20 protein-coding genes are annotated in these 20,768 nt (G+C 70.9%); 7 read left to right on the top strand and 13 right to left on the bottom strand.

The features are described from left to right. Positions 1-207: 207 nt before the first annotated feature. From AMK29_RS37115 to AMK29_RS15965, 6 genes are all read right to left on the bottom strand, one after another. A complete protein-coding gene (locus AMK29_RS37115) occupies positions 208-366 on the bottom strand; it encodes a hypothetical protein (protein ID WP_241845393.1) in 159 nt (52 codons plus the stop codon). Beyond that, positions 363-824 (bottom strand): Hsp20/alpha crystallin family protein, encoded by a 462-nt coding sequence (locus AMK29_RS15985; RefSeq protein ID WP_073813293.1) that lies wholly within the window; start codon positions 822-824, stop codon positions 363-365. The genes AMK29_RS37115 and AMK29_RS15985 overlap by 4 nt, the downstream gene beginning before the upstream one ends. A 216-nt stretch (positions 825-1,040) precedes the next feature. Next, positions 1,041-1,454, bottom strand: a complete 414-nt coding sequence (locus AMK29_RS15980) for a CBS domain-containing protein (RefSeq protein WP_073813291.1) — start codon at positions 1,452-1,454, stop codon at positions 1,041-1,043. A gap of 255 nt (positions 1,455-1,709) precedes the next feature. Beyond that, on the bottom strand, positions 1,710-2,018 hold the full coding sequence (locus tag AMK29_RS15975) for a putative PEP-binding protein (protein WP_079196899.1): 309 nt from the start codon (positions 2,016-2,018) through the stop codon (positions 1,710-1,712). A 30-nt stretch (positions 2,019-2,048) separates the two neighbouring features. After that, the gene (locus AMK29_RS15970; protein ID WP_073813289.1) at positions 2,049-3,059 is read right to left on the bottom strand and encodes a universal stress protein; all 1,011 of its coding nucleotides are present in this window, start codon (positions 3,057-3,059) and stop codon (positions 2,049-2,051) included. Further along, the gene (locus AMK29_RS15965) at positions 3,056-3,961 is read right to left on the bottom strand and encodes a universal stress protein (RefSeq protein WP_073813287.1); all 906 of its coding nucleotides are present in this window, start codon (positions 3,959-3,961) and stop codon (positions 3,056-3,058) included. The genes AMK29_RS15970 and AMK29_RS15965 overlap by 4 nt, the downstream gene beginning before the upstream one ends. Before the next feature lie 224 nt (positions 3,962-4,185). Here AMK29_RS15965 and AMK29_RS15960 point away from each other — a divergent pair, with 224 nt between their 5' ends. Beyond that, complete coding sequence (locus AMK29_RS15960) at positions 4,186-5,124, top strand: universal stress protein (protein ID WP_079196898.1); 939 nt, start codon at positions 4,186-4,188, stop codon at positions 5,122-5,124. A gap of 288 nt (positions 5,125-5,412) precedes the next feature. Here AMK29_RS15960 and AMK29_RS15955 read toward each other — a convergent pair whose 3' ends face one another. Together AMK29_RS15955 and AMK29_RS15950 are read right to left on the bottom strand one after the other, a co-directional pair. Continuing rightward, complete coding sequence (locus AMK29_RS15955) at positions 5,413-6,120, bottom strand: helix-turn-helix domain-containing protein (protein ID WP_073813285.1); 708 nt, start codon at positions 6,118-6,120, stop codon at positions 5,413-5,415. Next, positions 6,120-7,019, bottom strand: a complete 900-nt coding sequence (locus AMK29_RS15950; protein ID WP_073813841.1) for a universal stress protein — start codon at positions 7,017-7,019, stop codon at positions 6,120-6,122. Before AMK29_RS15950 ends, AMK29_RS15955 begins: the two co-directional genes overlap by 1 nt. A 399-nt stretch (positions 7,020-7,418) precedes the next feature. On the opposite strand from AMK29_RS15950, the gene AMK29_RS15945 reads away from it, so the two are divergent. Both AMK29_RS15945 and AMK29_RS15940 read left to right on the top strand, forming a co-directional pair. Next, entirely contained in the window at positions 7,419-8,099 is a 681-nt protein-coding gene (locus tag AMK29_RS15945) for a CBS domain-containing protein (protein WP_073813283.1), read from the top strand. After that, on the top strand, positions 8,096-8,953 hold the full coding sequence (locus AMK29_RS15940) for a universal stress protein (protein ID WP_073813280.1): 858 nt from the start codon (positions 8,096-8,098) through the stop codon (positions 8,951-8,953). The genes AMK29_RS15945 and AMK29_RS15940 overlap by 4 nt, the downstream gene beginning before the upstream one ends. A gap of 10 nt (positions 8,954-8,963) precedes the next feature. Here AMK29_RS15940 and fdhF read toward each other — a convergent pair whose 3' ends face one another. Genes fdhF through AMK29_RS15925 form a run of 3 tightly spaced genes read right to left on the bottom strand, consistent with a single transcriptional unit; the run spans position 8,964 to position 13,659 of the window. Further along, entirely contained in the window at positions 8,964-11,657 is a 2,694-nt protein-coding gene (gene fdhF, locus AMK29_RS15935; RefSeq protein ID WP_073813277.1) for a formate dehydrogenase subunit alpha, read from the bottom strand. Further along, a complete protein-coding gene (locus tag AMK29_RS15930) occupies positions 11,654-13,348 on the bottom strand; it encodes an NADH-ubiquinone oxidoreductase-F iron-sulfur binding region domain-containing protein (RefSeq protein ID WP_241845391.1) in 1,695 nt (564 codons plus the stop codon). Before AMK29_RS15930 ends, fdhF begins: the two co-directional genes overlap by 4 nt. A 53-nt stretch (positions 13,349-13,401) precedes the next feature. Beyond that, positions 13,402-13,659 (bottom strand): SHOCT domain-containing protein, encoded by a 258-nt coding sequence (locus tag AMK29_RS15925; RefSeq protein ID WP_198942263.1) that lies wholly within the window; start codon positions 13,657-13,659, stop codon positions 13,402-13,404. A gap of 543 nt (positions 13,660-14,202) precedes the next feature. Between AMK29_RS15925 and AMK29_RS15915 the strand changes: the two genes are divergently transcribed. Then, positions 14,203-14,940 carry an ABC transporter ATP-binding protein gene (locus AMK29_RS15915; protein ID WP_073813837.1) on the top strand — a complete coding sequence of 246 codons (738 nt, stop codon included), beginning with the start codon at positions 14,203-14,205 and terminating at the stop codon, positions 14,938-14,940. Positions 14,941-14,942: 2 nt separating this feature from the next. Beyond that, entirely contained in the window at positions 14,943-17,879 is a 2,937-nt protein-coding gene (locus tag AMK29_RS15910) for an ABC transporter permease (protein WP_073813269.1), read from the top strand. Positions 17,880-17,942: 63 nt separating this feature from the next. Here the strand turns inward: AMK29_RS15910 and AMK29_RS15905 are convergent, their stop codons facing one another. Continuing rightward, positions 17,943-18,215, bottom strand: coding sequence for a YrhB domain-containing protein (locus AMK29_RS15905; RefSeq protein ID WP_073813266.1), 273 nt, complete (start codon positions 18,213-18,215; stop codon positions 17,943-17,945). A 58-nt stretch (positions 18,216-18,273) separates the two neighbouring features. Between AMK29_RS15905 and AMK29_RS15900 the strand changes: the two genes are divergently transcribed. Together AMK29_RS15900 and AMK29_RS15895 are read left to right on the top strand one after the other, a co-directional pair. Beyond that, positions 18,274-19,041, top strand: coding sequence for an IS5/IS1182 family transposase (locus tag AMK29_RS15900; protein WP_073813264.1), 768 nt, complete (start codon positions 18,274-18,276; stop codon positions 19,039-19,041). Between the two features lie 525 nt (positions 19,042-19,566). After that, positions 19,567-19,746 (top strand): hypothetical protein, encoded by a 180-nt coding sequence (locus tag AMK29_RS15895; RefSeq protein WP_073813262.1) that lies wholly within the window; start codon positions 19,567-19,569, stop codon positions 19,744-19,746. A 101-nt stretch (positions 19,747-19,847) separates the two neighbouring features. Here AMK29_RS15895 and AMK29_RS37915 read toward each other — a convergent pair whose 3' ends face one another. After that, on the bottom strand, positions 19,848-20,762 hold the full coding sequence (locus AMK29_RS37915) for a hypothetical protein (RefSeq protein ID WP_443334066.1): 915 nt from the start codon (positions 20,760-20,762) through the stop codon (positions 19,848-19,850). Positions 20,763-20,768 lie beyond the last annotated feature (6 nt).

The following is a 20,768-nucleotide window of genomic DNA, read 5'->3' as shown; positions in this document are numbered from 1 at the left end:
CGAAGACCAGGGCAGTGCGCCTTGCGGGTCCCTTGGACGGGGTGCTCCCCGACGGCTCGTGGTGGAGCATGCCGCACCTCCCGTTGGGGCGGCCTCGCCGACCCGTCAGCTGCCCGGTTCACTGGGTGGCGCCGAGTCCCGTCCCGATGTGGTGGGCCCATGCCCGGATTCGTTCCGGATTGCGGAAGTCGCCGCCCTTGCCTCGGCTCACCATGTGCCGGGCCCGCTCACGTCGGTGACGGTGTCGGCCGGCAGGACGACGGCGTCGAAGCCGTCGTCCCGTAGCGTCTGGCCGATCCCCTCGGCGATTCCGGCGGTCGCGCCGGCCTTGCTGCCGTAGGCGACCAGGACACGTTTGGCGTTCATGGTTCCGTGCCCTCGGCCGGCTTGGCGGTCCTCTTCACCGGAACGGTCCGAACGGACGTGGTCTCCTCCTCGTCGGGCATCGGGATGCGGATGGTGAGGATGCCGTCCGCGTACGACGCCTCGACGTCTTCGGCGGGAATCGTGGCTGGGAGGCGCACGGTCCTGCGGAACGATCCGTAGCGGAACTCCGAGTGCCCCTTGTCCTCCTTGCTCTCGCTGAGCTCGGCGCTCACCGTGATGAGGTTGTCGTCGACGGTGATGGAGATGTCGTTGTCCGGGTCCATGCCCGGCAGCTCGGCTCGCAGCACGTACACGCCGTCACCGCTGGTGGTCTCGACCGGGATGGAATGGGCAGCCGTCGCGGGTCGCCACCCGGGCAGCCCGGGGAACTCCCGGTTGAACCAGTCGTTGAAGTCGGGGAAGAGGTTGTGCCTGCGTTCCACCTTGCCTCTGGCCATTGTCTGCTCCTCGTGTACGGGGCCCAGGACGGTCGCCGTGGACCCGAGTCGGTACGGACGGTCGGCGGATCGGGTTACGGGGCCCGGTCCGACTCCGTAACCCAATCGTCCGCCCGCAAGGTCGCGTGGCGCAGCGTCCAAGGGGGTTTTCCGAAGAGGCCGAACGGGCCTTGCCAGGAAGGACCGAACGGCCCATGGGCCACGGCTCCGGTGCTGTCAGCGGCAGATCTCCTCGACGAAGTGGCCGACCCGTTCCTCCGGCAGGTGCCGCGCCAGGTCCGCCTCACTGATCATGCCGACCAGGCGATGGTCGTCGATCACGGGCACGCGGCGAATGTGGTGGTCCTGCATCGTGCGGAGCACCTCTTCGCTGTCGGCGCCCGCATCCACGGTGACCGGCTTGCCCTGGGCGAGGTGCCCGGCCGTCATCCGTTGGGGGTCCTTGCCCTTGGCGAGGCACTTCACCACGATGTCCCGGTCGGTGATGATGCCGTGCAACCGGTCGTCCGGTCCGCAGATGGGCAGTGCGCCGACATCCAGTTCGCTCATGCGGCGTGCGGCGTCCATCAGGCTCTCGTTCTCCTGCACGCAGCTCGCACCGGTGTGCATGATCTCCCTTGCGGTCGTCATGGCCGCGTCCTCCTTTCAGGCCCCCCTGCTCGCGATCCGGCCGATCCGCCGTTGGTCAGAGGAAGAGCGTCGACACCCTGGTGGTGTGTACCGGACGCATGGGACGCCCGTTCGCCCCCTCGGCGGGCGGCTGGTGGTTCATGGGGCGTCCACGCCGCGTGTCCGTGGCGGTCTGTCGACCGGGCCGGGCCGACGGCCCGGCGTCCCGGGCGACTCGGTTCCGTGTTTTCCTGGGCATCGTCACTCCTCCCTTCGTCAAGCATCGGTCTCGAGCGTCGCCTCCGCTCGGGCGACGTGACTCGCGCCGGCTGCGAAACTGTCCGGCGCCACGGAGATGGAGTCGAGGCCCGCGGCGACCAGGATCGCGGTGAACGCCGGATCGTCGCTTGGCCGCTGCCCGCACACTCCGGCAGGGCGGCCGGCCGCGTGGGCGGGGGCTGCGAGGGTCTGGATACTGCGGACGACTGCGGGGTCGCGCTCGTCGAAGACGTGGGCCAGGGCCTCGGAGTCGCGGTCGACGCCGAGGGTGAGACGCGTGAGGTCGTTGCAGGAGGGATTCGCCAGGGACGGGCGAGGACCCGTGCTGCATGGTGCTCACCTCTCCGGGGAACCGACGGACGGACCGGGGTCGTCCTCTCGACCCACCGTCCCGCGTGGAGGTCGTCGCGCCCCAGTGGCGAGCGGGTCACCGGGCCGGGGCCGGTCAGTCGTGCGGGAAAGGGACCGGTCGGCCCATGCAGGGTCGCCGGACCGCCCTCCGCGGCGTGGGAGGGGAACGGTGATGACCGGACACATGGCACGGTGCAGCAGGCCGTGGACCGTCGACCCCAGCCGCATGCCGGAGTAGCCGCCACGGCCTCTCCGGCCGACGATCAGGGCGAGGGACTCCTGCGACGCCAGGGCGAGTTGCTCGACCGGGTGTCCCCGAAGGACCTCTTGGGAGATGGCGACGTCCGGATACCTCTCCGCCCACCCCGCAACCGACTCGGCCAGCAGCCGACGGCGCTCGGCCAGACCCTCGTCCCGACCGTCGTGGGCGAGGACGGGATGGGGCCAGACCCAGACGGCGCGCAGTCGTGCTTCGCGCAGGCTCGCCTCCTCGACGGCGAAGGCGATCGCGGCCTGTGAGGACTCGCTTCCGTCCACGCCGACGACGAGGGTCGGTGGGTGCACGGCATTCTGCTCGGGTACGCGGACCACGACGACGGGGCAGGCGGCACGCGCGGTGAGCGGGACGACCACGGAGCTCTCGCTGAACACCTCGGCCGCCCTGCCGAGACGGCGCGAGCCGACGACGACGACTGCGGCGTGCGGCGCCATGTCGCGGAGGACGGCCGCCGGCACACCGTTCACACGTTCCGTCGCGATCCGCAGACCACCGTGGAGCTCCCGTACCAGGTCCTCCGCGCTGGCGATCGCCGACTCCGCGCGAATCCGCAGGGCGCTCTGGTGGGCCAGCGCGTCGTACCGGAACCCCTCGTGGGAGGGCGGTACGGCGACGACCAGGCGGAGCGCCAGTCCTCTTCGTACGGCCTCGTCGGCTGCCCAGACGAGAGCGGGGACGGACTGCTCCCGGGGGTCAACTCCGAGCAGGATGTCGTTCACGTCTCCTCGACTCGGGTGGCGAAGGCGGGTGGGACGATCTCCACCGGGCAGTGGGCGTGGTGGAGCAGGACGTGGGTGACGCGCCCCAGGGACGGGCCTGCGCCCAGAGCGCGGTGTTCTCTGCCCATCACGAGCAGATCTGTGTGGGCACTCGCCTCCACCAGGAGCCCGGGCGCGCTCGTGCCCGTCTCGACGTGATGGCTGACGATGAGCCGGGGATAGAAGTCACGCACACGGTCGGCGAGCGCCTTGATCTCGTGCACGCGCTGCTGCGCGATCTCGCCGAGGTCGTCCAGCATGGTCGCGACGCTGCCGACGTGGGTGAGCACGTTCCAGACACTCACCAGTCGCAACACCGCCTTGCGGGCGTCCGCCTCGGCCGCCGCGACGAGCAGCCAGCCGACATCAGAGGCGCCGTGAACGGCAGCCGTCACCGAGCCCGACTCGGGGCGGTCGCTGTCACCACGGACGACGATCACGGGGGCCTCGGCGCGGGCTGCCACCCCCAGACCGACGGAGCCGAGCATGAGGGCCGAGAAGCCGCCGAGCCCCCGGTTGCCCACCACGATCGTGCCGTGGTGGCCGGCGGCGGCCCGGAGACCGGCGACCGGCTCCTGGCGGCTCAGTTCCTTCGTGACGGCAAGGTCCGGAAAGCGCTCTTGGACAGTGCTCGCTGTCTCGATCAGCAGGTCGCGGCCCGCTTCGCGTACCGCCTGGATCGTCTCGGCATTGGCGAAGAGCGCTCGGCGGTCGGTGTCGGCGGCGTGGACGAGCTGCAGGGGCCGGCCCCGTCGGTCCGCTTCGGCGGCGGCCCAGAGGACGGCGGTGCGCCCGGAAGGGGACCCGTCGACTCCCGCGACGACGTTGCCGAGCTCCGGTCGAGCGGGGATCTCGCTGGTCATGGTTCCTCCTCCGGCGTACGCCCGGGGCTCGGGAGCACGTCCCGAGCGGCGACACCTCCCACGCTGACACCGTGGCGAGCCTTCTCGGGATGGGCCGTTCGGCCCCCATCGAGACCCGCCCGGCCCTGCTGTCGGTGGCACGGGACCACCAGCCTGAAGTTCGGGACGTCCTCTCCGATCCGGACCAGGACGGAACGGAGAGGACACGACTGAGGAGGCACGTCATGACGGCCCAGGTCACCGTCGGTCTGGACGGCTCGAAGCAAAGCCTCGCGGCCGTAGGGTGGGCGGCGACGGCAGCGGTGTTGCGCGAAGTCCCCCTCCGGCTGGTGCACATCGAGGACTGGCCGGACGCCCCTGAGGTGCCCCTGTCGTACGCCCGCCCCTCGGCCGAGCAGGCCGAGAGTCTCTTGCGGGACGAGGCGGACCGCGTGCGGAAGGACCATCCCGGCCTCGAGGTGCTCACGGAGCGTGCGCGTGGCCGGGCGGCCGAGGAACTGACGGCCGCCGCGAACGAGGCGGATCTGACGGTCCTGGGCTCGCGTGGGCTCGGTGGGGTGCGCGGCTTCGTCGTCGGCTCGGTCTCCCTCGCCGTCGTCGGCGCGGCGCGGCAGCCGGTCGTCCTCGTGCGCGCGGAGGACGACCACGTGGCTCCCGAAGGCGGGATCGTGGTGGGTGTCGACATCTACCGCCCGTGCGAAGCCCTGCTCGCGTTCTCGTTCGCGGAGGCGGCCCGCAGGGGCACGCCCCTGCGGTTCCTGCACAGCTGGACGCTGCCCGCCTCGTACGGCTACGCGGCCGTCATGGACCCGGGGATCGGCGAGGAGCTGGGCGACCGCCTCCTCGGGGGGCTGGACGACCTGCTGGAACTCTGGCGGAAGCGGTACGCGGGCGTGGACGTCGCGGCCGAGGCGGTGGTGGGCCCGCCCGCGTACCAGCTGGTCGAGGCGTCACAGACCGCGCAACTGGTTGTCGTGGGACGCCGGAGCCGGAAGGTCCCCCTCGGCGCGCGTCTCGGCCATGTCGCCCACGCGGTCATCCACCACAGCCCAGCGCCGGTCGCCGTCGTCCCCTTGATGTCAGGGGACGGTGGCGACTCCGTCTTCGCCGGCGCACAGACGGACGCCATCTCTGCCGCGTGTTCTACGGATGTCGGCGGCTGATGGACGGCGTGTAGCGGTCGGGAGCGGCATCGTGGGCAGTGGCGCAGTGGGTGGAGCGGAAGTGCAGTGGGCCTGCGGGGCTGTCTCGGTGTTCGGGTGCGGTCGTGGGGCCGACTTCCATGCCGCACACGGGGTCGACGGCCGTCGCGCTTCTGTACGGGCCGTCCTTTCGCGGCGTGGTGTCGGTGGCGGTCTCGACTTCGTCGGTGACCCTGTCGCGGTCTGGGGCATCGGTCGGACGACGCGTTCGTCGGCGGTCCACTGGCGGCGAGCCGGTCCGGTACCCGTCTAGTCAGTGGGCCCGGACGGCGTGCCGGGCGCGCCCGGCACCTGGATGCGCCGTCCGGTCACCCGGCGCGGTGAGAGGACCACCACGGTGTCCCGGCCGTCCCCCGCCCACGGCGCCGAGTGGACAGCGTCCTTGATCCTCCGCACTTCCGTCTCCTCCGACACCGTGCGTGCCGGACCGACAAGGAGCACGCTCCAGCCCCGGCTGAAGGCTTCGTCGAGGTGGTCCTCCTCGAAGGCGATCTCCACACCGGACGTCGAGGCGCGCGCGAGGGTCGAGTCCGCAGCAGTCATGAAGACCACGTCCCCGTCGACGACCTGGTAGTTCACGGGGAACACCATCAGCCCGTCCCGTCCTTCGACGGCGACCCGGCCGACGCCGTGGCCGTCGAGCAGCTCCCAGCACTCGGCCTCGCCGATCTCCTCCATCCGTGCCCGGTACCCGGCGCGGGCTGCTCCCGGCGCGAGGTCCGCCGTGTACCCGGTGAGCTCCTGGACAGTGGTCTCCAGGGCGTTCGCAAGCCGGACCAGGAACTCGATCCCCGGGGTGGCCACCTGCTCCTCCACATAGGCGATGAAGCCGGGTGTCGAGCCGGCCCGTTCGGCCACGTCCTCCCAGGACAGGCCGAGCCGGGTGCGCCTGGACGCGACACGGCGGCCGAGGTCGCTCGTGGCGTGCGAGGCACGCGGGTCACCGTCCGTGTTCATCACCGGTCTCCTTCCGCGGTCTCCGGACGCCGCTGGGGTACGACGCCGACCGGACACGAGGCGTGGTGCAGGGCGCGGTGGGCGACTCTGCCGAGCTCCAGGCCGACGAGCCCTTCCCGGCGCCTGGCGCCGACAACCAGCAGGTCGGCGGCGGCGGAGCGCTCGGTCAGTACCTTGTGGGCGGAGCCCTCGACCGTGCTCCTGCGCAGGCGCACCTGGGGATGTTCGGACGCCGCGGCCTCAAGGGCCTTGTCGAGCAGTTCGGAAGCCCCTTCCGTGAAGTAGGCCGCCCCTGCGCGCCTCATCAGCAGGTGGCCGGCCGGTTCATGGGCCTGCCGTCGCCAGGTGCGGACGACGTCGAGTTCCGCGTCCCGGACGGCCGCCTCGCGGAAGGCGAACCGCACGGCCGGCGAGTCCAGGTCGTGTTCACCGACGCCGAGCAGGACGCGCCCATGGCGTGCTTCCAGGGCCTGCCGGTCCCCCCGGACGACGACGACCGGACAGTGGGCTCGGGCGGCCACGATGAGGCTCACGGAACCGAGCAGAAGGTCGGCGAACTCGCCGCGCCCGCGTGCCCCGACGACGAGGATCGTGCCCTCCCGCCCCTCACTGAGCAGCGCACTGGACGCGTCCTCGGCGAGGACGGCCGTAGTGAGGGGGAGGTCGGGTGCCCGGCGCCGGACGCGTTCGGCCGCGGTGCCGACGATGTTCTCGGCCAGGACCTGGCCCGAGGGCCGGTCCGTGGTCCAGGCCGGCACGACTCCCTCGTACCGTTCCCACAGGGAGGCATGGACGATGCGCAGGGGAAGCCCGCGCCGTACCGCTTCGTCGACAGCCCAGTCCAAGGCCGTGAGACTGGCGTCGGACCCGTCGACTCCTATCACCAGGGGCGATTCCATCGTGCCCACCGCCTTTCCGGGTCGTGAGGTGGCCTGCTGCCACGCTCGCACCGGGTGGAAGTGACCGAATAGGGCCGGTCGGTCCCGGGCGCGGCCCGCCCGGACCAGGTGTGGTGGCGCCGCGGAGACACGACGGGAGGAGGGGCCCATCCGCTTCTCGCGGATCCTGATCGCGCGGTGCGCGGCTCGAGGCCGTTCCCCGCGTCCCTCTGACGGGCCCACTCCTCACTTTCAGGAAAGCATCGGCAGACGGTCCGTGCCAGTGCTGCCCGGGTCCCGACGTGCCCCTTTCGGCCCTTGTCGTCAGCCGCCCGAAGGCGACACCCTCGCAGCAACAGGACTTTGGGCGCCTCGCCTGGCGGCCGAGGCCAGTACGTCCACACAGGGAAGGAGCGGATGATGCGCCACCGCAGGATCGACCAGCTGATGACCCGTGAGGTGGTGAGCGTCCGCGGCGAAACCCCGTTCAAGGAGATCGCCCGCACGCTCTCGCAGCACCAGGTGACCGCTGTACCCGTGGTGGACGGCGACGGCCGGGTCCTGGGGGTGGTGTCGGAGGGCGATCTGCTGCGAAAGACCGCCGACCAGGCCGCCGCACCGAGTGGCCTGCCGGCCGTTCCGGACCTGGAGGCGTGGGAGCGGGCGAAGGCCGAGGGCACGCGGGCCGAAGAGCTGATGTCCGCCCCCGCGGTGTGCGCCCGCCCGGAATGGACCGTGGCCGAGGCGGCCCGGCTCATGGAGGTCCAGAGAGTGAAGCGGCTCGTCGTCGTCGACGCCGACGACCACCTGCTGGGCATCGTGAGCCGCCGCGACCTGCTGGGCGTCTTCCTCCGTGAGGACGACGACATCCGCAGGGAGATCGTCGAGGACGTCCTCGGTGGAACGCTGCGTCTCGAACCGACCGCCCTCGCCGTCGAGGTGCGTGACGGCCGGGTGGAGCTCAGCGGCGGGCTGCCCTTCCGGGGCATGGTCCCGGCGATCGAGCGCATGTGCGCGACCGTCGACGGCGTGGTCTCGGTGTCCTCCACCCGTCTCACGTACGACGTCGACGACACCGAACGAGGAGGTGGACGATCATGACGCGGAGCATCGTGGTCGGCCTGGACGGTACGGAGCAGGCCTACGCCGCTGCGGAGTGGGCGGCCGAGGAGGCGCTGCTGCGCGGTACGGACGTGCATCTGGTGCATGCGGTGGAGCCGGTACCGGAGGCCGCTCTGTCGCTCGTGGAGAGGGAGTCCGAGGAACGGTGGGCCAAGGAGATGATGGCACGCACCGCCGGTGAGCTGCGTGAGCGCCATCCCGGCCTGTCGGTGACCTCCCGCGTGCTGCCCTCGGGGCCCGTTCCGGGTCTGGTCGCCGCGGCTGAGGAGAGCGATCTGCTCGTTCTCGGCTCGCGGGCACTCGGCAGCGTGGCCGGCTACCTGCTCGGCTCGGTCGGCCTGACGGTCGCCGGCGTCGTCGAGCGTCCTGTCGTGCTGGTACGGGCCGTCAGCGCGGCGAGCGCTCCACGGGGCCCCGTCGTGGTCGGGGCCGACGTGCGACAGCCCGTGGACTCCGTGCTGGGCTTCGCCTTCGAGGCAGCCGCGCGACGGCACACCCAGGTCCTCGTCGTGTACGTACAGCAGCTCCCGCTGCACGCGGGTCTGGGGCCCGCGATGGTCCCGGACTTCAGGCTCTCCATGGTGCCGGAGATCAAGCGTTCGGTGGAGGTCATGCTGGAACCCTGGCGGGCGAAGTATCCCGACGTCGAGGCGGTCGCCCGCGTGGCGGTCGGATCGGCCGGACTCGAACTGGCGGCGGTCACCCGGGAGGCGTCCCTTGTGGTGGTGGGCCGGCGTACCCGCCGTTCGACGGTCGGCGCACACATCGGCAGCGTGGCCCACGCCGTCCTGCACCACAGTCCGGTGCCCGTGGCCCTCGTTCCCCACGACTGATCGGTACCGTTCAGTCGTCGGACACCGTCGGACGCAGCCGTACCGCCGTGACCTTGTACTCCGGACACGAGGTCACGGTGTCGGCGTGCTCCGAGGTGAGGGAGTTGACGGCGCTGGCCGGGAAGTGGAACGCGCAGAAGACCTGCCCAGGAGCGAGTTCCATCCCCACGCGGGCGACCAGTCGCGCCAGTCCGTGACGGCTCTCGACGGTGACCGGGCTGCCGTCCCGGATACCGAACCGGGCGGCGTCCTCCGGGTGCAGGTCCAGAGGGTCGGACGCGTCGAGAAGAAGGTTGCCGCCTCGCCGGGTCATGCTCCCGGAGTTGTAGTGGGCCCATCGGCGCCCGGTGACGAGCACCAGAGGATAGTCGTGATCCGGTTCTTCGCCCGGCGGTAGATAGGGGGCCGCCGACAGATGGGCGCGTCCGTCGGGGGTGGCGAACCCCTCCACGTACAGGGTGGCTTCGCCCGGCCGGTCCGGTGCGGGGCAGGGCCAGGGCACCGCCCCCTCCCGGTCGAGCCGCTCGTGCGAGAGACCCGCGAAGAGAGGTGTCACACGTCCGCACTCGGCGAGGGCTGCCGCTGGGGTGGGGCAGCCCAGGTCGGCACCGAGGGCATCGGCGACGGCGTGCACGACCCCGAAGTCGGAGCGTGCGGTGCCCGGCGGTTTCACGGCCTGCCGTACACGTTGGAAGCGGCGGTCGAAGTTGACGAAGGTCCCGTCCTTCTCCAGCCAGGAGGCCACGGGCAGGACGACATCGGCATGCCGGGCGGTCTCACCGAGGAAAAGCTCGTTGACCACGACCAGGGGGCAGGCGTCGAGGGCCTCGGCCACGCGCCGGCTGTCCGGATCGGTGGCGCACACGTCCTCACCGATGATCCACAGCGCCCGCAGGCGGCCTTCCCGGGCTGCTGCGAACATCTCGGGTATGCGCAGCCCCGGCGTCGGTGAGACCGGCCGGCCCCACACCGCCTCGGCGCGGGCGCGGGCCTCCGGGTCGGTGACCCGGCCGTAGCCCGGGAGCAGGTCGGGCAGGGCACCCATGTCGGAGGCGCCTTGCACGTTGTTCTGGCCGCGCAGGGGGCTGATGCCGAACCCGCGGCCGGTGCCGCCGACAGCACCGCGGAGGATGGGGAGGTTCGCCAGGGTGCGGACGCCGTCGGTGCCGTGCAGGTGCTCGGTGACACCGAGCCCGTACAGAACAGCCGGACGCTCGGCGAGGCCGTAGAGCCGGGCGGCCGTCCTGATGTCGGCGGCGGGGACTCCGGTGATCCTGGCGACCCGCGCGGGCGGGTAGTCGGCCAGCAGGTCGGCGAGTTCGTCCAGTCCGATGGCCCGGTCGTGGAGGAAGCCCGGGTCGGTCATGCCTTCGTCGACGAGGACGTGGGCGAGGCCGTGGAAGAGTGCGACGTTCGTACCGGGGCGCGGACGCAGGTGTACGTCGGCATGGCGGGCAAGGCCCACGGCACGGGGGTCGGCCACGATCAGGGAGGCGCCCGCGAGTGCCCGCTGGAGGAGGCGGGCACCGACGACGGGGTGGGCTTCGACGGGGTTGGCGCCGACGACCATGAGGCAGTCGGCGGTCTCGACGTCGTCGAAGGGGTCGGTGCCGCCGGCGCGTCCGAAGGAGGCGGTGAGGCCGGCGGCGGAAGGGGCATGGCACAGTCGGGAGCAGTTGTCGACGTTGTTGGTGCCGATGACGGCCCGCAGGAGCTTCTGGACGAGGTAGTTCTCCTCGTTGGCGGCACGGGCGGAGGAGATCGCGGCGACCGCGTCGGGTCCGCCGTCGAGGACGGCCGCGCGCAGGCCGTCGGCGATCCGGGTCACCGCCTCGTCCCAGGTCGCCGGTCGTAGTTCGCCGTTCTCCCGGATCAGGGGCTCCGTGAGACGTTCGGCGGAGCCGAGGTATCCGTACGCGAAGCGGCCCTTGACGCAGGCGTGGCCCCGGTTGACCGGCCCGTCCCGAGCAGGGAGCACGGCAGCGACGCGGTCCTCGCGGACGACGACGTCGAGGGTGCAGCCGACCCCGCAGTAGCCGCAGGTGGTGCGTGTGCGGTCAGCGGGGACCCGCCGCGAGGTGAGGCCCTGGCCGGGGCCGGGCCCGGTGATCGCCCCCGTGGGACAGGTGTCGACGCAGCCGCCGCAGGACACACAGTCGGAGTCGGCCCAGGGCCCGCCGGTGCCCGGGGAGACGACCGTGTCGGCACCGCGTCCGATGAGGGTGAGCGCGAACGTGCCCTGGACGTCGGAACACATCCGTACGCAGCGCCCGCACGCGATGCACAGGTCGCGGTCGAGATGGACGTACGGGTGGCTCTCGTCCCGCCCGCGCGTGGGCTCTCCGGCAGCCGAGTCCACGGGGATCCCCAAGGCCCGGCACGCCTCGGCCAGTTCACTGTGCGCGCTGTCGGCGAGCGCGTGCGGCGGGAGCGCCGAGGCGATCAGGGCGACCGCGTCCCGGCGCAGGTTCCGCACGCCCTCGTCGGCGGTGTCGACGGTGAGGCCCGACGTCGCGGGCGTGACGCAGGCGGCGACGGTCCGGCCGTCGGCTCGGACCAGGCAGGTCCGGCAGGAGCCGGCCGACCGGAGACGGTCGTCGTGGCAGAGGGTGGGCAGTTCGGCTCCGATGGCACGTACCGCGTCGAGCAGTGACGCCCCGGCGGGCAGTTCGACAGGAACGCCGTCGACCTGGAGCCGTGTCATCGGTCCCATCCTTCCAGGGCCGGCCCGTAGGCGCGCGCCAGGCTGCGGACGGCGGCGGGAACACGCCGGCCGAACGCGCAGAGACTCGCCTCGCCCATCAGCCGTGCCAGTCGTTCGTAGGACTCCCCCGGCCCGGCCTGGCCCTGCGCGAGTTCAAGCCCTCGCCGGGTGCCGATCCGGCAGGGCGAGCAGGCCCCGCAGCTCTCGTCTGCGGCGAACTCCCATATGTGTCGGAGGAGTTCGTACGGGTCGACGAAGGCATCGAAGGCGACCATCCCGGCGTGCCCGAGGGCGGCGCCGTGCTCGGCGAGCGCTGCCGTGGTGAGCGGGACGTCCGGCGCACGTCCGGCGAGGAAGCCGCCGAGGGGGCCGCCGATCTGAAGGGCGACGAGCTCGCGGCCGTCCTTGAGGCCACCGCCCAACCCGGTGACGATCTCGTCCACGGGTGTGCCGAGTTCGACCTCGTAGGCCCCGGGTCGGGCGAACCGTTCGGACAGGCACACCAGTTTGGTGCCGGTCTCGTCCGGTACACCGCGTCGAGCATAGGACGCTCCGCCGTGGGCGACGATCCAGGGCACGGCCGCCAGGGTCTCCACGTTGTTGACCACCGTCGGCGCGTCCCACAAGCCATGGTCCGTGGGGTAGGGGGGCCGCGGGCGCGCGCAGCCGCGAGCGCCTTCGAGGCGGGCGATGAGGGCGGTCTCCTCGCCGGCGACATAGGAACCGGCTCCTTCGACGATCTCCACGAACGGCGAGGGACCGGCTGTCTCGACCGAGGCAGCCAGGTCCCCCGCCTCCGTCGCGCGTTTGACCGCCCGCCGGAGCCGGGCCATGGCCTTCGGATACTCGGAGCGCACCAGAACGGTCCCTCGCCGGGCGCCGCACGCGAAGCAGGCCAGGGCGAGTCCCGCGAGGACGCGCTCGGGGTCCTCCTCCATGAGCAGCCGGTCGGCGTACGAGCCCGGGTCGCCCTCGTCCCCGTTGGCGACGACGACCGTGTCCGGCTTTCCCGCCGCTGCCGCCCACTTGTCGGCCACCGGAAATCCAGCGCCGCCTCGCCCGCGCAGTCCCGAGACGGCGGTCTCCTCCCGTACGTCCTCGGGCCGCAGCCCGGCCACCGCCCCGCGCCAGACGTCCCAGGCGTGCTGCCCTCCTACGATGCCGGCAAGTAGAACCGGCGAACCGGTGGTGTCGGCTGCGGGGATGCCCGGCGCGCGCGGCTCCGTCCGCCCGACGAGTTGGTGGGCCAGGTCCGGGCCCGCGCGAGGCAGGGTGCCGTCGAGGGCGGCGGGGCCCGCGTAGCAGTAGCCGAGGCAGTGCACCGCCTGCAGCGAGGTCGAGCCCGTCTCGTCGACCGTGCCCGCCACCACTCCGAGAGCCTGTTCGACTTCAGCCAGATGCTCCCCGCCCCGTGCGGCGAAGCACGCCGTCGCGGTGCACACGCGCACGTGCCGCTCGCCGCGCGGGGCGGCGAGATCGGCGAAGAAGGTGGCGGGGCCGAGCCCCGCGGCGGCCGGCAGTCCGGCTGCCGCCGCGACCTGGGGCGCCCACGCCTCGGGCCTTTCGGCGGTGCCCGACCCGGCGCGCTCCAGTGCGCCCGGCAGCAGTCCCCCGCGCCCTCCGTGCCGTGCGGTCAGCTCACGGAGCGTGTCTGGGCGTCCGCCCGGGTCCCCGGGCATCCGACCGGTCATGCTCCCAGGGTGACCGGCGGCGCTGCCGCTCGCATCCCGGTCGGTCACGGGGTTCACGGTTCCGAGCTGCGCAGGGCGGTCAGGCGCCGACGGTACTCCTCCTCGTCGATCTCACCGCGCGCCAGTCGCTCGCCCAGGATCTGCTCCGCCGACGTGGAGGGCCGAGACCCCGTCGGCCGTTCGCCGGCACGGTCCAGTGTGCGGAAGAGCATCACCGCAACGGTGATGAGAAGGCCCCAGAACAGCACCATCCCGGCTGACATGGCGAACCAACCCCATCCGTTCATGCCGTCGCCGTACCAGAACATCATCGCCACTCACACTCCCGACGGCCTGACCGGCAGGAGCCGGACGCTCCCACCACCGGCCTGTCCGCCGCTACCACCGTGCGCAGCTCCACGACGCTTCACACAGGGGCCGACCGGCCCTGGCAGGGGGCCGGACGGTCACGGAAGGGAACGAGTGGCCCCTGGAGGCGGGGCCCCGGCGGCCGGAGGGTGGGGAACGGCAGTGCTCACGACGCCCATGCGGATCACTGCCGGGAGGCCACCATGGTCCGGAACACGGGGAGCCGGCCGGTCGCGGATACGCCGCAACCGTGGCAGATGCTGCTCCTCGCCACCACCGGGTTCACCCTCTGCTTCTGGGCGCACTGGTCGCGGCGTTCGAGGCGGACCTGGTCTCCGTGGGAACGGCGGCCTTCTGCGGCATGGCCGCCGGCCTGGGCGCCGGGTCCGGGGCGGTCTTCGCACTCGAGCGGGGGATCGCGGACCCGACGATTGGGCCCTTCGGCCCCTCCCCAGGGCCTGGGTGGCCGTAGCTTCCTGTTCCCTCCGGAGGATGGTATGGGAGACATGAACGCCGACCGCGCACTCCTCGTCGCCACCGAGGTAAGCAAGATCTACCGGACGGGCTCCGTCGAGGTCACCGCCCTGCTCGACCTGGATCTCCTCGTGCACCACGGAGAGATGGTGGGAGTCATGGGACCGTCCGGTTCCGGAAAGACCACCCTGCTGAATTGTCTGTCGGGGCTCGACGACATCGACGGCGGCCGGGTGGAGGTCGACGGCCACGATCTGTTCGCCATGTCGGACGCGGCACGCACGGAGCACCGGGCCCACACCATGGGCTTCGTCTTCCAGGCGTTCAACCTCATCCCCGTCTTCTCCGCGGTGGAGAACGTCGAACTGCCCCTCCTGCTCGTGGGCACCCGGCCGCGCGAAGCGCGTCGCAGGGCACTGGACATGCTCGACCGGGTGCGCCTCGGCCACCGGGTCGAGCACCGGCCGAGCGAGCTGTCCGGCGGTGAACAGCAGCGGGTGACCATCGCCCGCGCCCTGGCCGGGCGGCCCGCCGTCGTGTGGGCGGACGAACCCACCGGCAACCTCGACAGCGCGATGGCCGACCAGGTCATGGACCTGCTGTGCGAGCTCAACCGGGACGAGGGCCAGACGATCGTCCTGGTCACCCACGACAGCGCCATCGGCGCCCGCGTGCCCCGGCTGATCCGGATGCGCGACGGGCAGTTGGTCGACGACGTCCGCCAGGCCGTCACCGCCCCGGCCACGATCCGCGACATCCCCATGGGCTGATCATGTACCCGAACCTCCTCGTCCCGCTGCTCGCGGCCCTCGCGCTCGCCCTCGCGGCCCTGGTGGTGGTCGCCGTCCGGCAGCCGGTGTCACGGCGGCTGGCCTTCCGGCAGGTCGCCCGCCGGCGCACCGAGGCGGCGCTGGTGATCGGCGGATCGATGCTCGGCACGGCCATCGTCATCGGGGCCCTGGTCGTCGGCGACACCTTGAACTTCTCCGTACGGCAGGAGGCGTACCGCACCCTGGGACCGGTGGACGAGCGCGTCGTCGCACCCCCCGGACCGACCGGGCAGGCCGTCAACGAGCGGCTGGCCGCCCTGGCGGGCAGCCCCGACGTCGACGGCGTCCTGAACGCCCAGGCCACCCAGGCATCGGCCGTCAGCACCGCCGACGACCGCACAGCCGCCGAGCCGCGCGTCCTGGCCTGGCAGATGGACTTCGACAAGGCCGCACGCTTCGGCGCACCGGGAGGAGACTCCGGTCTCGGCGGACCGAACCCGAAACCCGGCCAGGTCGTGGTCAACGAGCCGCTGGCCCAGTCCCTCAGCGTGGGAGCCGGGGATCCGATCACGGTGTACCTGTTCGGGACACCGCAGACATACCGGGTCGAGCGCGTGGTCCCGGAGCAGGGCCTTGCCGGTGTGGGGCTGGGCGGCAGGCTGAACCGTGATGTGTTCCTGCCACCGGATGCCCTGGACTCCGCCGCCCGGACCGCCGGCGCGGAGCCGCGCTCGGTCACCTTCGTGTCCAACCGCGGCGGCGTCGAAAGCGGCGAAGCCCTGACCGACCGCGTGACCACCGACATCCGGCAGGCACTGGGCCCGCTCGCCGGGCAGACAGCGATCGACACCCCGAAGCACACGGTCCTGCGGGACGCCAAACAGGCCGGGGACTCCCTCGGAGCCCTCTTCCTGATGATCGGCAGTTTCAGCATCATCGCGGGCGCGCTGCTTCTGGTGAACATCTTCGTGATGCTCGGCGAGGAGCGGAAGTCCCAGATGGGCATGGTGCGGGCGGTGGGGATGAAGCGCTCGCGTCTTGTCGGGTCCTTCACCCTCGAAGGCGCCACCTACGCGTTGCTGTCCGCCCTGCCAGGCGTGGCCCTTGGCGTCGCCGTCGGCTGGGGCGTCGCCGTGGTGGCGGCACAGATCTTCCAGGGCTGGTCGGTGGGCGGAAGCAGCATCCGCATCGCTTTCGCCATCACCCCCACCAGCGTCCTCAACGGGCTGGCCATGGGCCTGCTCATCGCCTTCGCTGCCATCCTCGCGACCAGCGTGCGCATCAGCAGGTTCAACATCATCGCCGCCATCCGCGACCTCCCCGCCACACCCGGACAGCGACCACGCCGCCGACTGCTCGCGGTCTCCACCACACTGGCGGTCCTGTGCGCACTCGTGGCCATCCCGGCCGTGGCACGCAGCCAGCCCGACGCGACGTACCTCATGCCGGCGCTCGCCCTCGCCTTCGCCACTCCGGCACTACTGCGAGTCCTCCCCCGTCACACGGTCACCACCCTGGTTGCCGGAGCCGTGCTCGCCTGGACACTCCTCGCACCCGTCATACGCCCCCGGATCTTCGACACGCCTTCGATGTCCGTGTACGTCATCCAGGGTGCCCTGGCCGCGTTCTCCGCCGTGGTGCTCGTCAGCGACAACCAGAAGACCTTGCTACGCCCCGTAAGGCGACTCCTCCAGCGCCCGACGCAGGGCGGCCTGGCGGCGCGACTCGCCGTCGCGTACCCGCTGGCCAAGCGATTCAGGACCGGGGCGACGCTGGTGATGTACACCTTGATCGTGTTCGTCCTCGTCCTCCTGACGGAGATCTCGGGCATCATCCGCGCCGGAGTCGACGGGGTCGTCACCGATGCCACCGCCGGATACTCTCTGCGTCTGGACTACAACCCCCAGGTCGCCGGCGACCGACTCCTCTCCGATCTCCGCGGCGGCCCGTCCGCCCCCGGGATCGCCGCCGTCACACCACTGCTCAATGCCACAGGGCGGGCCACCGATCCGGGACACCGAAGCCCTCAACCGCTGGACACCGCCGTCGTCGGCGTACCCGACGGAGCGATCACCGGCATCACGTTCCGGGAGCGGCTGCCCGGCCTGAACAACGACGCCGCCGTATGGCAGGCCCTCGCCTCCGACCCCCGCTACGTCGTGCTCGACGGCTTCTTCGGCAGCACGGGCGGCCCGGCCGGCGACTACTACGACCCCGGGGACACCCTCACCCTGACGGATACGCGGACCGGCCGCAGCGAGCAGAAGGTCATCGCCGGCGTGCTGAGCAACGGGTTGGTCTTCTACCCGGGCACCGGCGCCAGTTCGACCACGTACCCCGTCGTGCTGGGCGAGCAGGCGACGCGCGAGCTCTTCGGCACCCAGGCACAGAATGCCTCCGCACTGGTGCGCACCAGCCCCGGAACTTCCCCCGACGCCCTGGCGACCCAGCTGCAGGGCGAGCAGCTCTCGTCCAGCCTGGTCGCCACACCCATAGAGTCGGACATCCGCCAACAGTTCGACTCCAGCACCGCCTTCTTCCAACTCATGCAGGGCTTCCTCGCCCTGGGCCTCGGCGTGGGCATCATCGGCCTCGGCGTCGTCATGGTCCGAGCCGTACGCGAACGCCGCCGCACCATCGGGATCCTGCGGGCCCTCGGCTTCCGGGCACGGACCGTCCAGCGCTCCTTCCTGTGGGAGAGCTCCTTCATCGCCGTGGAGGGAATCGTCCTCGGAACGCTGCTGGGCGTCCTCACCACCTGGCTGATGTACAGCAACAGCGCCGCCTTCGAGGGCCTCGAAGGAGGTTTCCCGGTCGAATGGGCCGGCATCTGCGGCCTGGCCGCAGCCACCTTCGCCGCATCGCTCCTGGCCACGATCGGGCCGGCGCGGCGCGCCGCCGTCATCCGCCCCGCGCTCGCGGTCCGCGTCACCGAATGAAGGGCACCCCTCGCCGACTAAGGGTTGTCCCGTAACTGTGGTTGCGGGGCAGCCGCAGCCTCGTCAGGTGCTCGGGCTTCTCCACAGATGCCGCTCGTCCAGGGTCCCGAAACGGGCGTCTCCCCGTTCGAGGTCGACGAGGATGGGCCAGCAGTCCAATAGCTGCTCTCGCGCATCACGCGAGGCGAGGTACTGCACGGAGTTATAGGGCACGATCAGGAGCCCGTTGCTCTCGCGGACTCGCTCAGTGTCGATGGCGAGAGGCGGCTCGTCATCGCGCTGGCTGTGCGCGAGAAACGCCACCGCGAGCTGCAGGGCTTCGTCCTGCTCCATCATCCGTCTCCAGACCGTCGGCTCGACGAAGGCACCCTAACCGGCCTGGGATGATCTCCGCGTGGCTGGTGTGATCATGGCGTCGGAACCGTCCTGGATAGTCCCGTTCACCGGGCTGAGCCCGAGGCAGTTCGGGAAGCTGGTGACCGTTCTGCGGCGCCAGGGTGCGGACGCGGTCCGCAAGGGCCGGCCGTGGAGTCTTCCGCTAGAGGACCGAGCACTGCTGGTCGCGGCGTACTGGCGCACAAACCTGACCATGCGGCAGCTCGCCCCGCTGTTCGGTGTGTCGAAGTCGGCGGCGGACCGGATCATCGACCACCTCGGGCCGATGCTCGCCTTCCAGCCCCGCAGGCGGTTCGCCAAGGACACCGTGCATATCGTGGACGGCGCCCTGGTCCCCACTCGCGACCACACCGTGGCCGAGCAGTCGAAGAACTACCGGTACTCCACCACCCACCAGGTCGTCATCGACGCCGCCACCCGCCTGGTTGTCGTAGTGGGTCGGCCGCTCGCCGGAAACCGCAACGACTGCAAGGCGTGGGAGGAATCCGGCGCCAAGGCCGCCGTCGGCAACACGCTGACGATCGCCGACGGCGGCTATCCCGGCACCAGGCTCCTCATGCCCCACCGCCGACGCAGGGGCGAAGAGCTTTCGGACTGGAAACAGGAACACAACAAGTCCCACAAGCAGGTCCGCGCCCGGGTCGAGCATGTCTTCGCCCGCATGAAGACCTGGAAGATCCTCCGCGACTGCCGTCTCAAAGGCGACGGCGTCCACCACGCCATGCTCGGCATCGCCCGGATACACAACCTCGCCCTCGCCGGATAGGTCGGCGGGCCGCACAGCGGCCAGCCGCACCCGAGGCGACTCGGAGATCATTTACGGGACAACCCTTAGGCGGCGTATCGAGTAGTGAGCAATCTTTGAATTCGCCCTCGCTCCGAAGCCTGATTCGGTAGATCGTCGCCGCTGCATCACCCACGTCAACACGTTCCGCCACCAGCATGTCCTCCTCCGCCCCTCCTGCGGAGGGCAGGGAGAGGCCCATTGCCCGAGTTCGGACGAACTGGCCACAGGACGGACGATCTCTGATTAACGATCACGCACCCGATCAGCCCGAGAGCCCGATCCCGCCCGACACCAGACCCGTGACCTGCAATTCCAGGATGGAAACAGCTCAATCCACAGCTCTGGACAAGTGCTCTCGAGGGCGAGGCGCAACACCGTAGGCCGGAATTTGCTGGAGCCCGGCAACGGCGCGCGCATTCGCTTAGGACTCCTAACGCAATGAGCTACAGGGAATGACTGTCTGTCAGTTTGTGTTCTCCCGGTATCGGTATCGGCACACGGGTCGTGGCGCAGGACGGGCCTTCCGCACTCGCGGCTCTGGATTCCGGTGCCGTCGAGAAGGAGATCATCCTGAGACCGGCAGACGACGAACGTTTCCGCATGCTCCTGACGGACACTCCGGACGATGGTCTGCCGCTGACACCGACTCCTTTCGACCTCGACGGCTACCCCGAGCCGCGCTGAGCCTCACGACCGCCTCCGATTGACGCTCCCCTAGATCACAGGAAACCCGAGCACGCACCAAGATCCGGACCATTCTCGGACCACCTCGCTCATCGGGAGCGTCAGCGCCACTCTCTCCGCAGACCGACGTCTTGCAACTCCTGTACCGCCGCCAGACGAAGGACCTGCTGCCCTCTCCAGGGCGGGGTCAGGCTGCTTCCCAGAGGCCGGCGTCCAGGATCCGAGCGGCCTTGGTGACGCTGCCCGGCATCAGGTGCCGGTAGGTCCGGTACGTCTCCTCGATGGACTTGTGGCCCCTCCACTCCGCCACGTCGGTGATGGGGATTCCGTTGCCGAGGGCGTTCGAGGCGAAGTAGTGCCGGAAGCCGTATAACCCCGCATCCCGCCATCATGACGATCTCCAACGCCAGATCGTCGTCGGCAACCGTCAGAGCCTTCGTCACGTAGGCAAGGGACGGAATGACGACCGTTCCCCGAACGTATTCGGGTTCCTGGACTCCCCTCACCGGGTCGTCCGCCATCGCCCCCTTGGCATAGGCGTCCCGAAGGATGGTCTTCAGGACGCGGAAGATGTTCACCTGGTTTCCCCGGCCGACGCCGTCATTCTCCATCTCGTCCAGGAAGCGTTCGACCACGATCGGTGTGACCGAGTTCAGCTTCCGCGCTCCCAGACGCGGGACGATGTGCACGGTGATCGAGCTGTCGACGTGTTCCCCCGTGGAGTAGTCCGTCATCTTTCGCTGCCGGGGCCGCCACTGCTTCGCGTACTCCTCGACCGTCAGCTGACCCAGCTCGCGGCGGGCCGCCGCAACGGAGGGTGCCGTGGTCTTCTTCTCCGCGCAGAGCTGGGTGAGGCGTTCTATCGCGTCGTCCTGCGTGGCGTATCCGGACTCCTCGCGCTGTTTGCCGAGCGCGTCGCGGAAACGGATCGAGTAGGGGTGGGGGCAGCGGGTGGGCTTGGCGCAGCCGCAGTCCTTGAAAAAGGAACCCATGCCGCGGGCGAGCTGTCGGGCCATGTCGCG

It is taken from the genome of Streptomyces sp. CB02261 (assembly GCF_001905665.1).
In the GTDB taxonomy this organism is placed as follows: Bacteria; Actinomycetota; Actinomycetes; order Streptomycetales; family Streptomycetaceae; genus Streptomyces.
This window is presented reverse-complemented; position numbering and strand designations above follow the sequence as displayed.

Bases quoted from the DNA above. Each gene is read 5' to 3' on its own strand.
- AMK29_RS37115 (WP_241845393.1), bottom strand. From the start codon at position 366: ATGAACGCCAAACGTGTCCTGGTCGCCTACGGCAGCAAGGCCGGCGCG.
- AMK29_RS15985 (WP_073813293.1), bottom strand. From the start codon at position 824: ATGGCCAGAGGCAAGGTGGAACGCAGGCACAACCTCTTCCCCGACTTC.
- AMK29_RS15980 (WP_073813291.1), bottom strand. From the start codon at position 1,454: ATGACGACCGCAAGGGAGATCATGCACACCGGTGCGAGCTGCGTGCAG.
- AMK29_RS15965 (WP_073813287.1), bottom strand. From the start codon at position 3,961: ATGACCAGCGAGATCCCCGCTCGACCGGAGCTCGGCAACGTCGTCGCG.
- AMK29_RS15960 (WP_079196898.1), top strand. From the start codon at position 4,186: ATGACGGCCCAGGTCACCGTCGGTCTGGACGGCTCGAAGCAAAGCCTC.
- AMK29_RS15955 (WP_073813285.1), bottom strand. From the start codon at position 6,120: ATGAACACGGACGGTGACCCGCGTGCCTCGCACGCCACGAGCGACCTC.
- AMK29_RS15950 (WP_073813841.1), bottom strand. From the start codon at position 7,019: ATGGAATCGCCCCTGGTGATAGGAGTCGACGGGTCCGACGCCAGTCTC.
- AMK29_RS15945 (WP_073813283.1), top strand. From the start codon at position 7,419: ATGCGCCACCGCAGGATCGACCAGCTGATGACCCGTGAGGTGGTGAGC.
- AMK29_RS15940 (WP_073813280.1), top strand. From the start codon at position 8,096: ATGACGCGGAGCATCGTGGTCGGCCTGGACGGTACGGAGCAGGCCTAC.
- fdhF (WP_073813277.1), bottom strand. From the start codon at position 11,657: ATGACACGGCTCCAGGTCGACGGCGTTCCTGTCGAACTGCCCGCCGGG.
- AMK29_RS15930 (WP_241845391.1), bottom strand. From the start codon at position 13,348: ATGACCGGTCGGATGCCCGGGGACCCGGGCGGACGCCCAGACACGCTC.
- AMK29_RS15925 (WP_198942263.1), bottom strand. From the start codon at position 13,659: ATGATGTTCTGGTACGGCGACGGCATGAACGGATGGGGTTGGTTCGCC.
- AMK29_RS15915 (WP_073813837.1), top strand. From the start codon at position 14,203: ATGAACGCCGACCGCGCACTCCTCGTCGCCACCGAGGTAAGCAAGATC.
- AMK29_RS15910 (WP_073813269.1), top strand. From the start codon at position 14,943: ATGTACCCGAACCTCCTCGTCCCGCTGCTCGCGGCCCTCGCGCTCGCC.
- AMK29_RS15905 (WP_073813266.1), bottom strand. From the start codon at position 18,215: ATGATGGAGCAGGACGAAGCCCTGCAGCTCGCGGTGGCGTTTCTCGCG.
- AMK29_RS37915 (WP_443334066.1), bottom strand. From the start codon at position 20,762: ATGGCCCGACAGCTCGCCCGCGGCATGGGTTCCTTTTTCAAGGACTGC.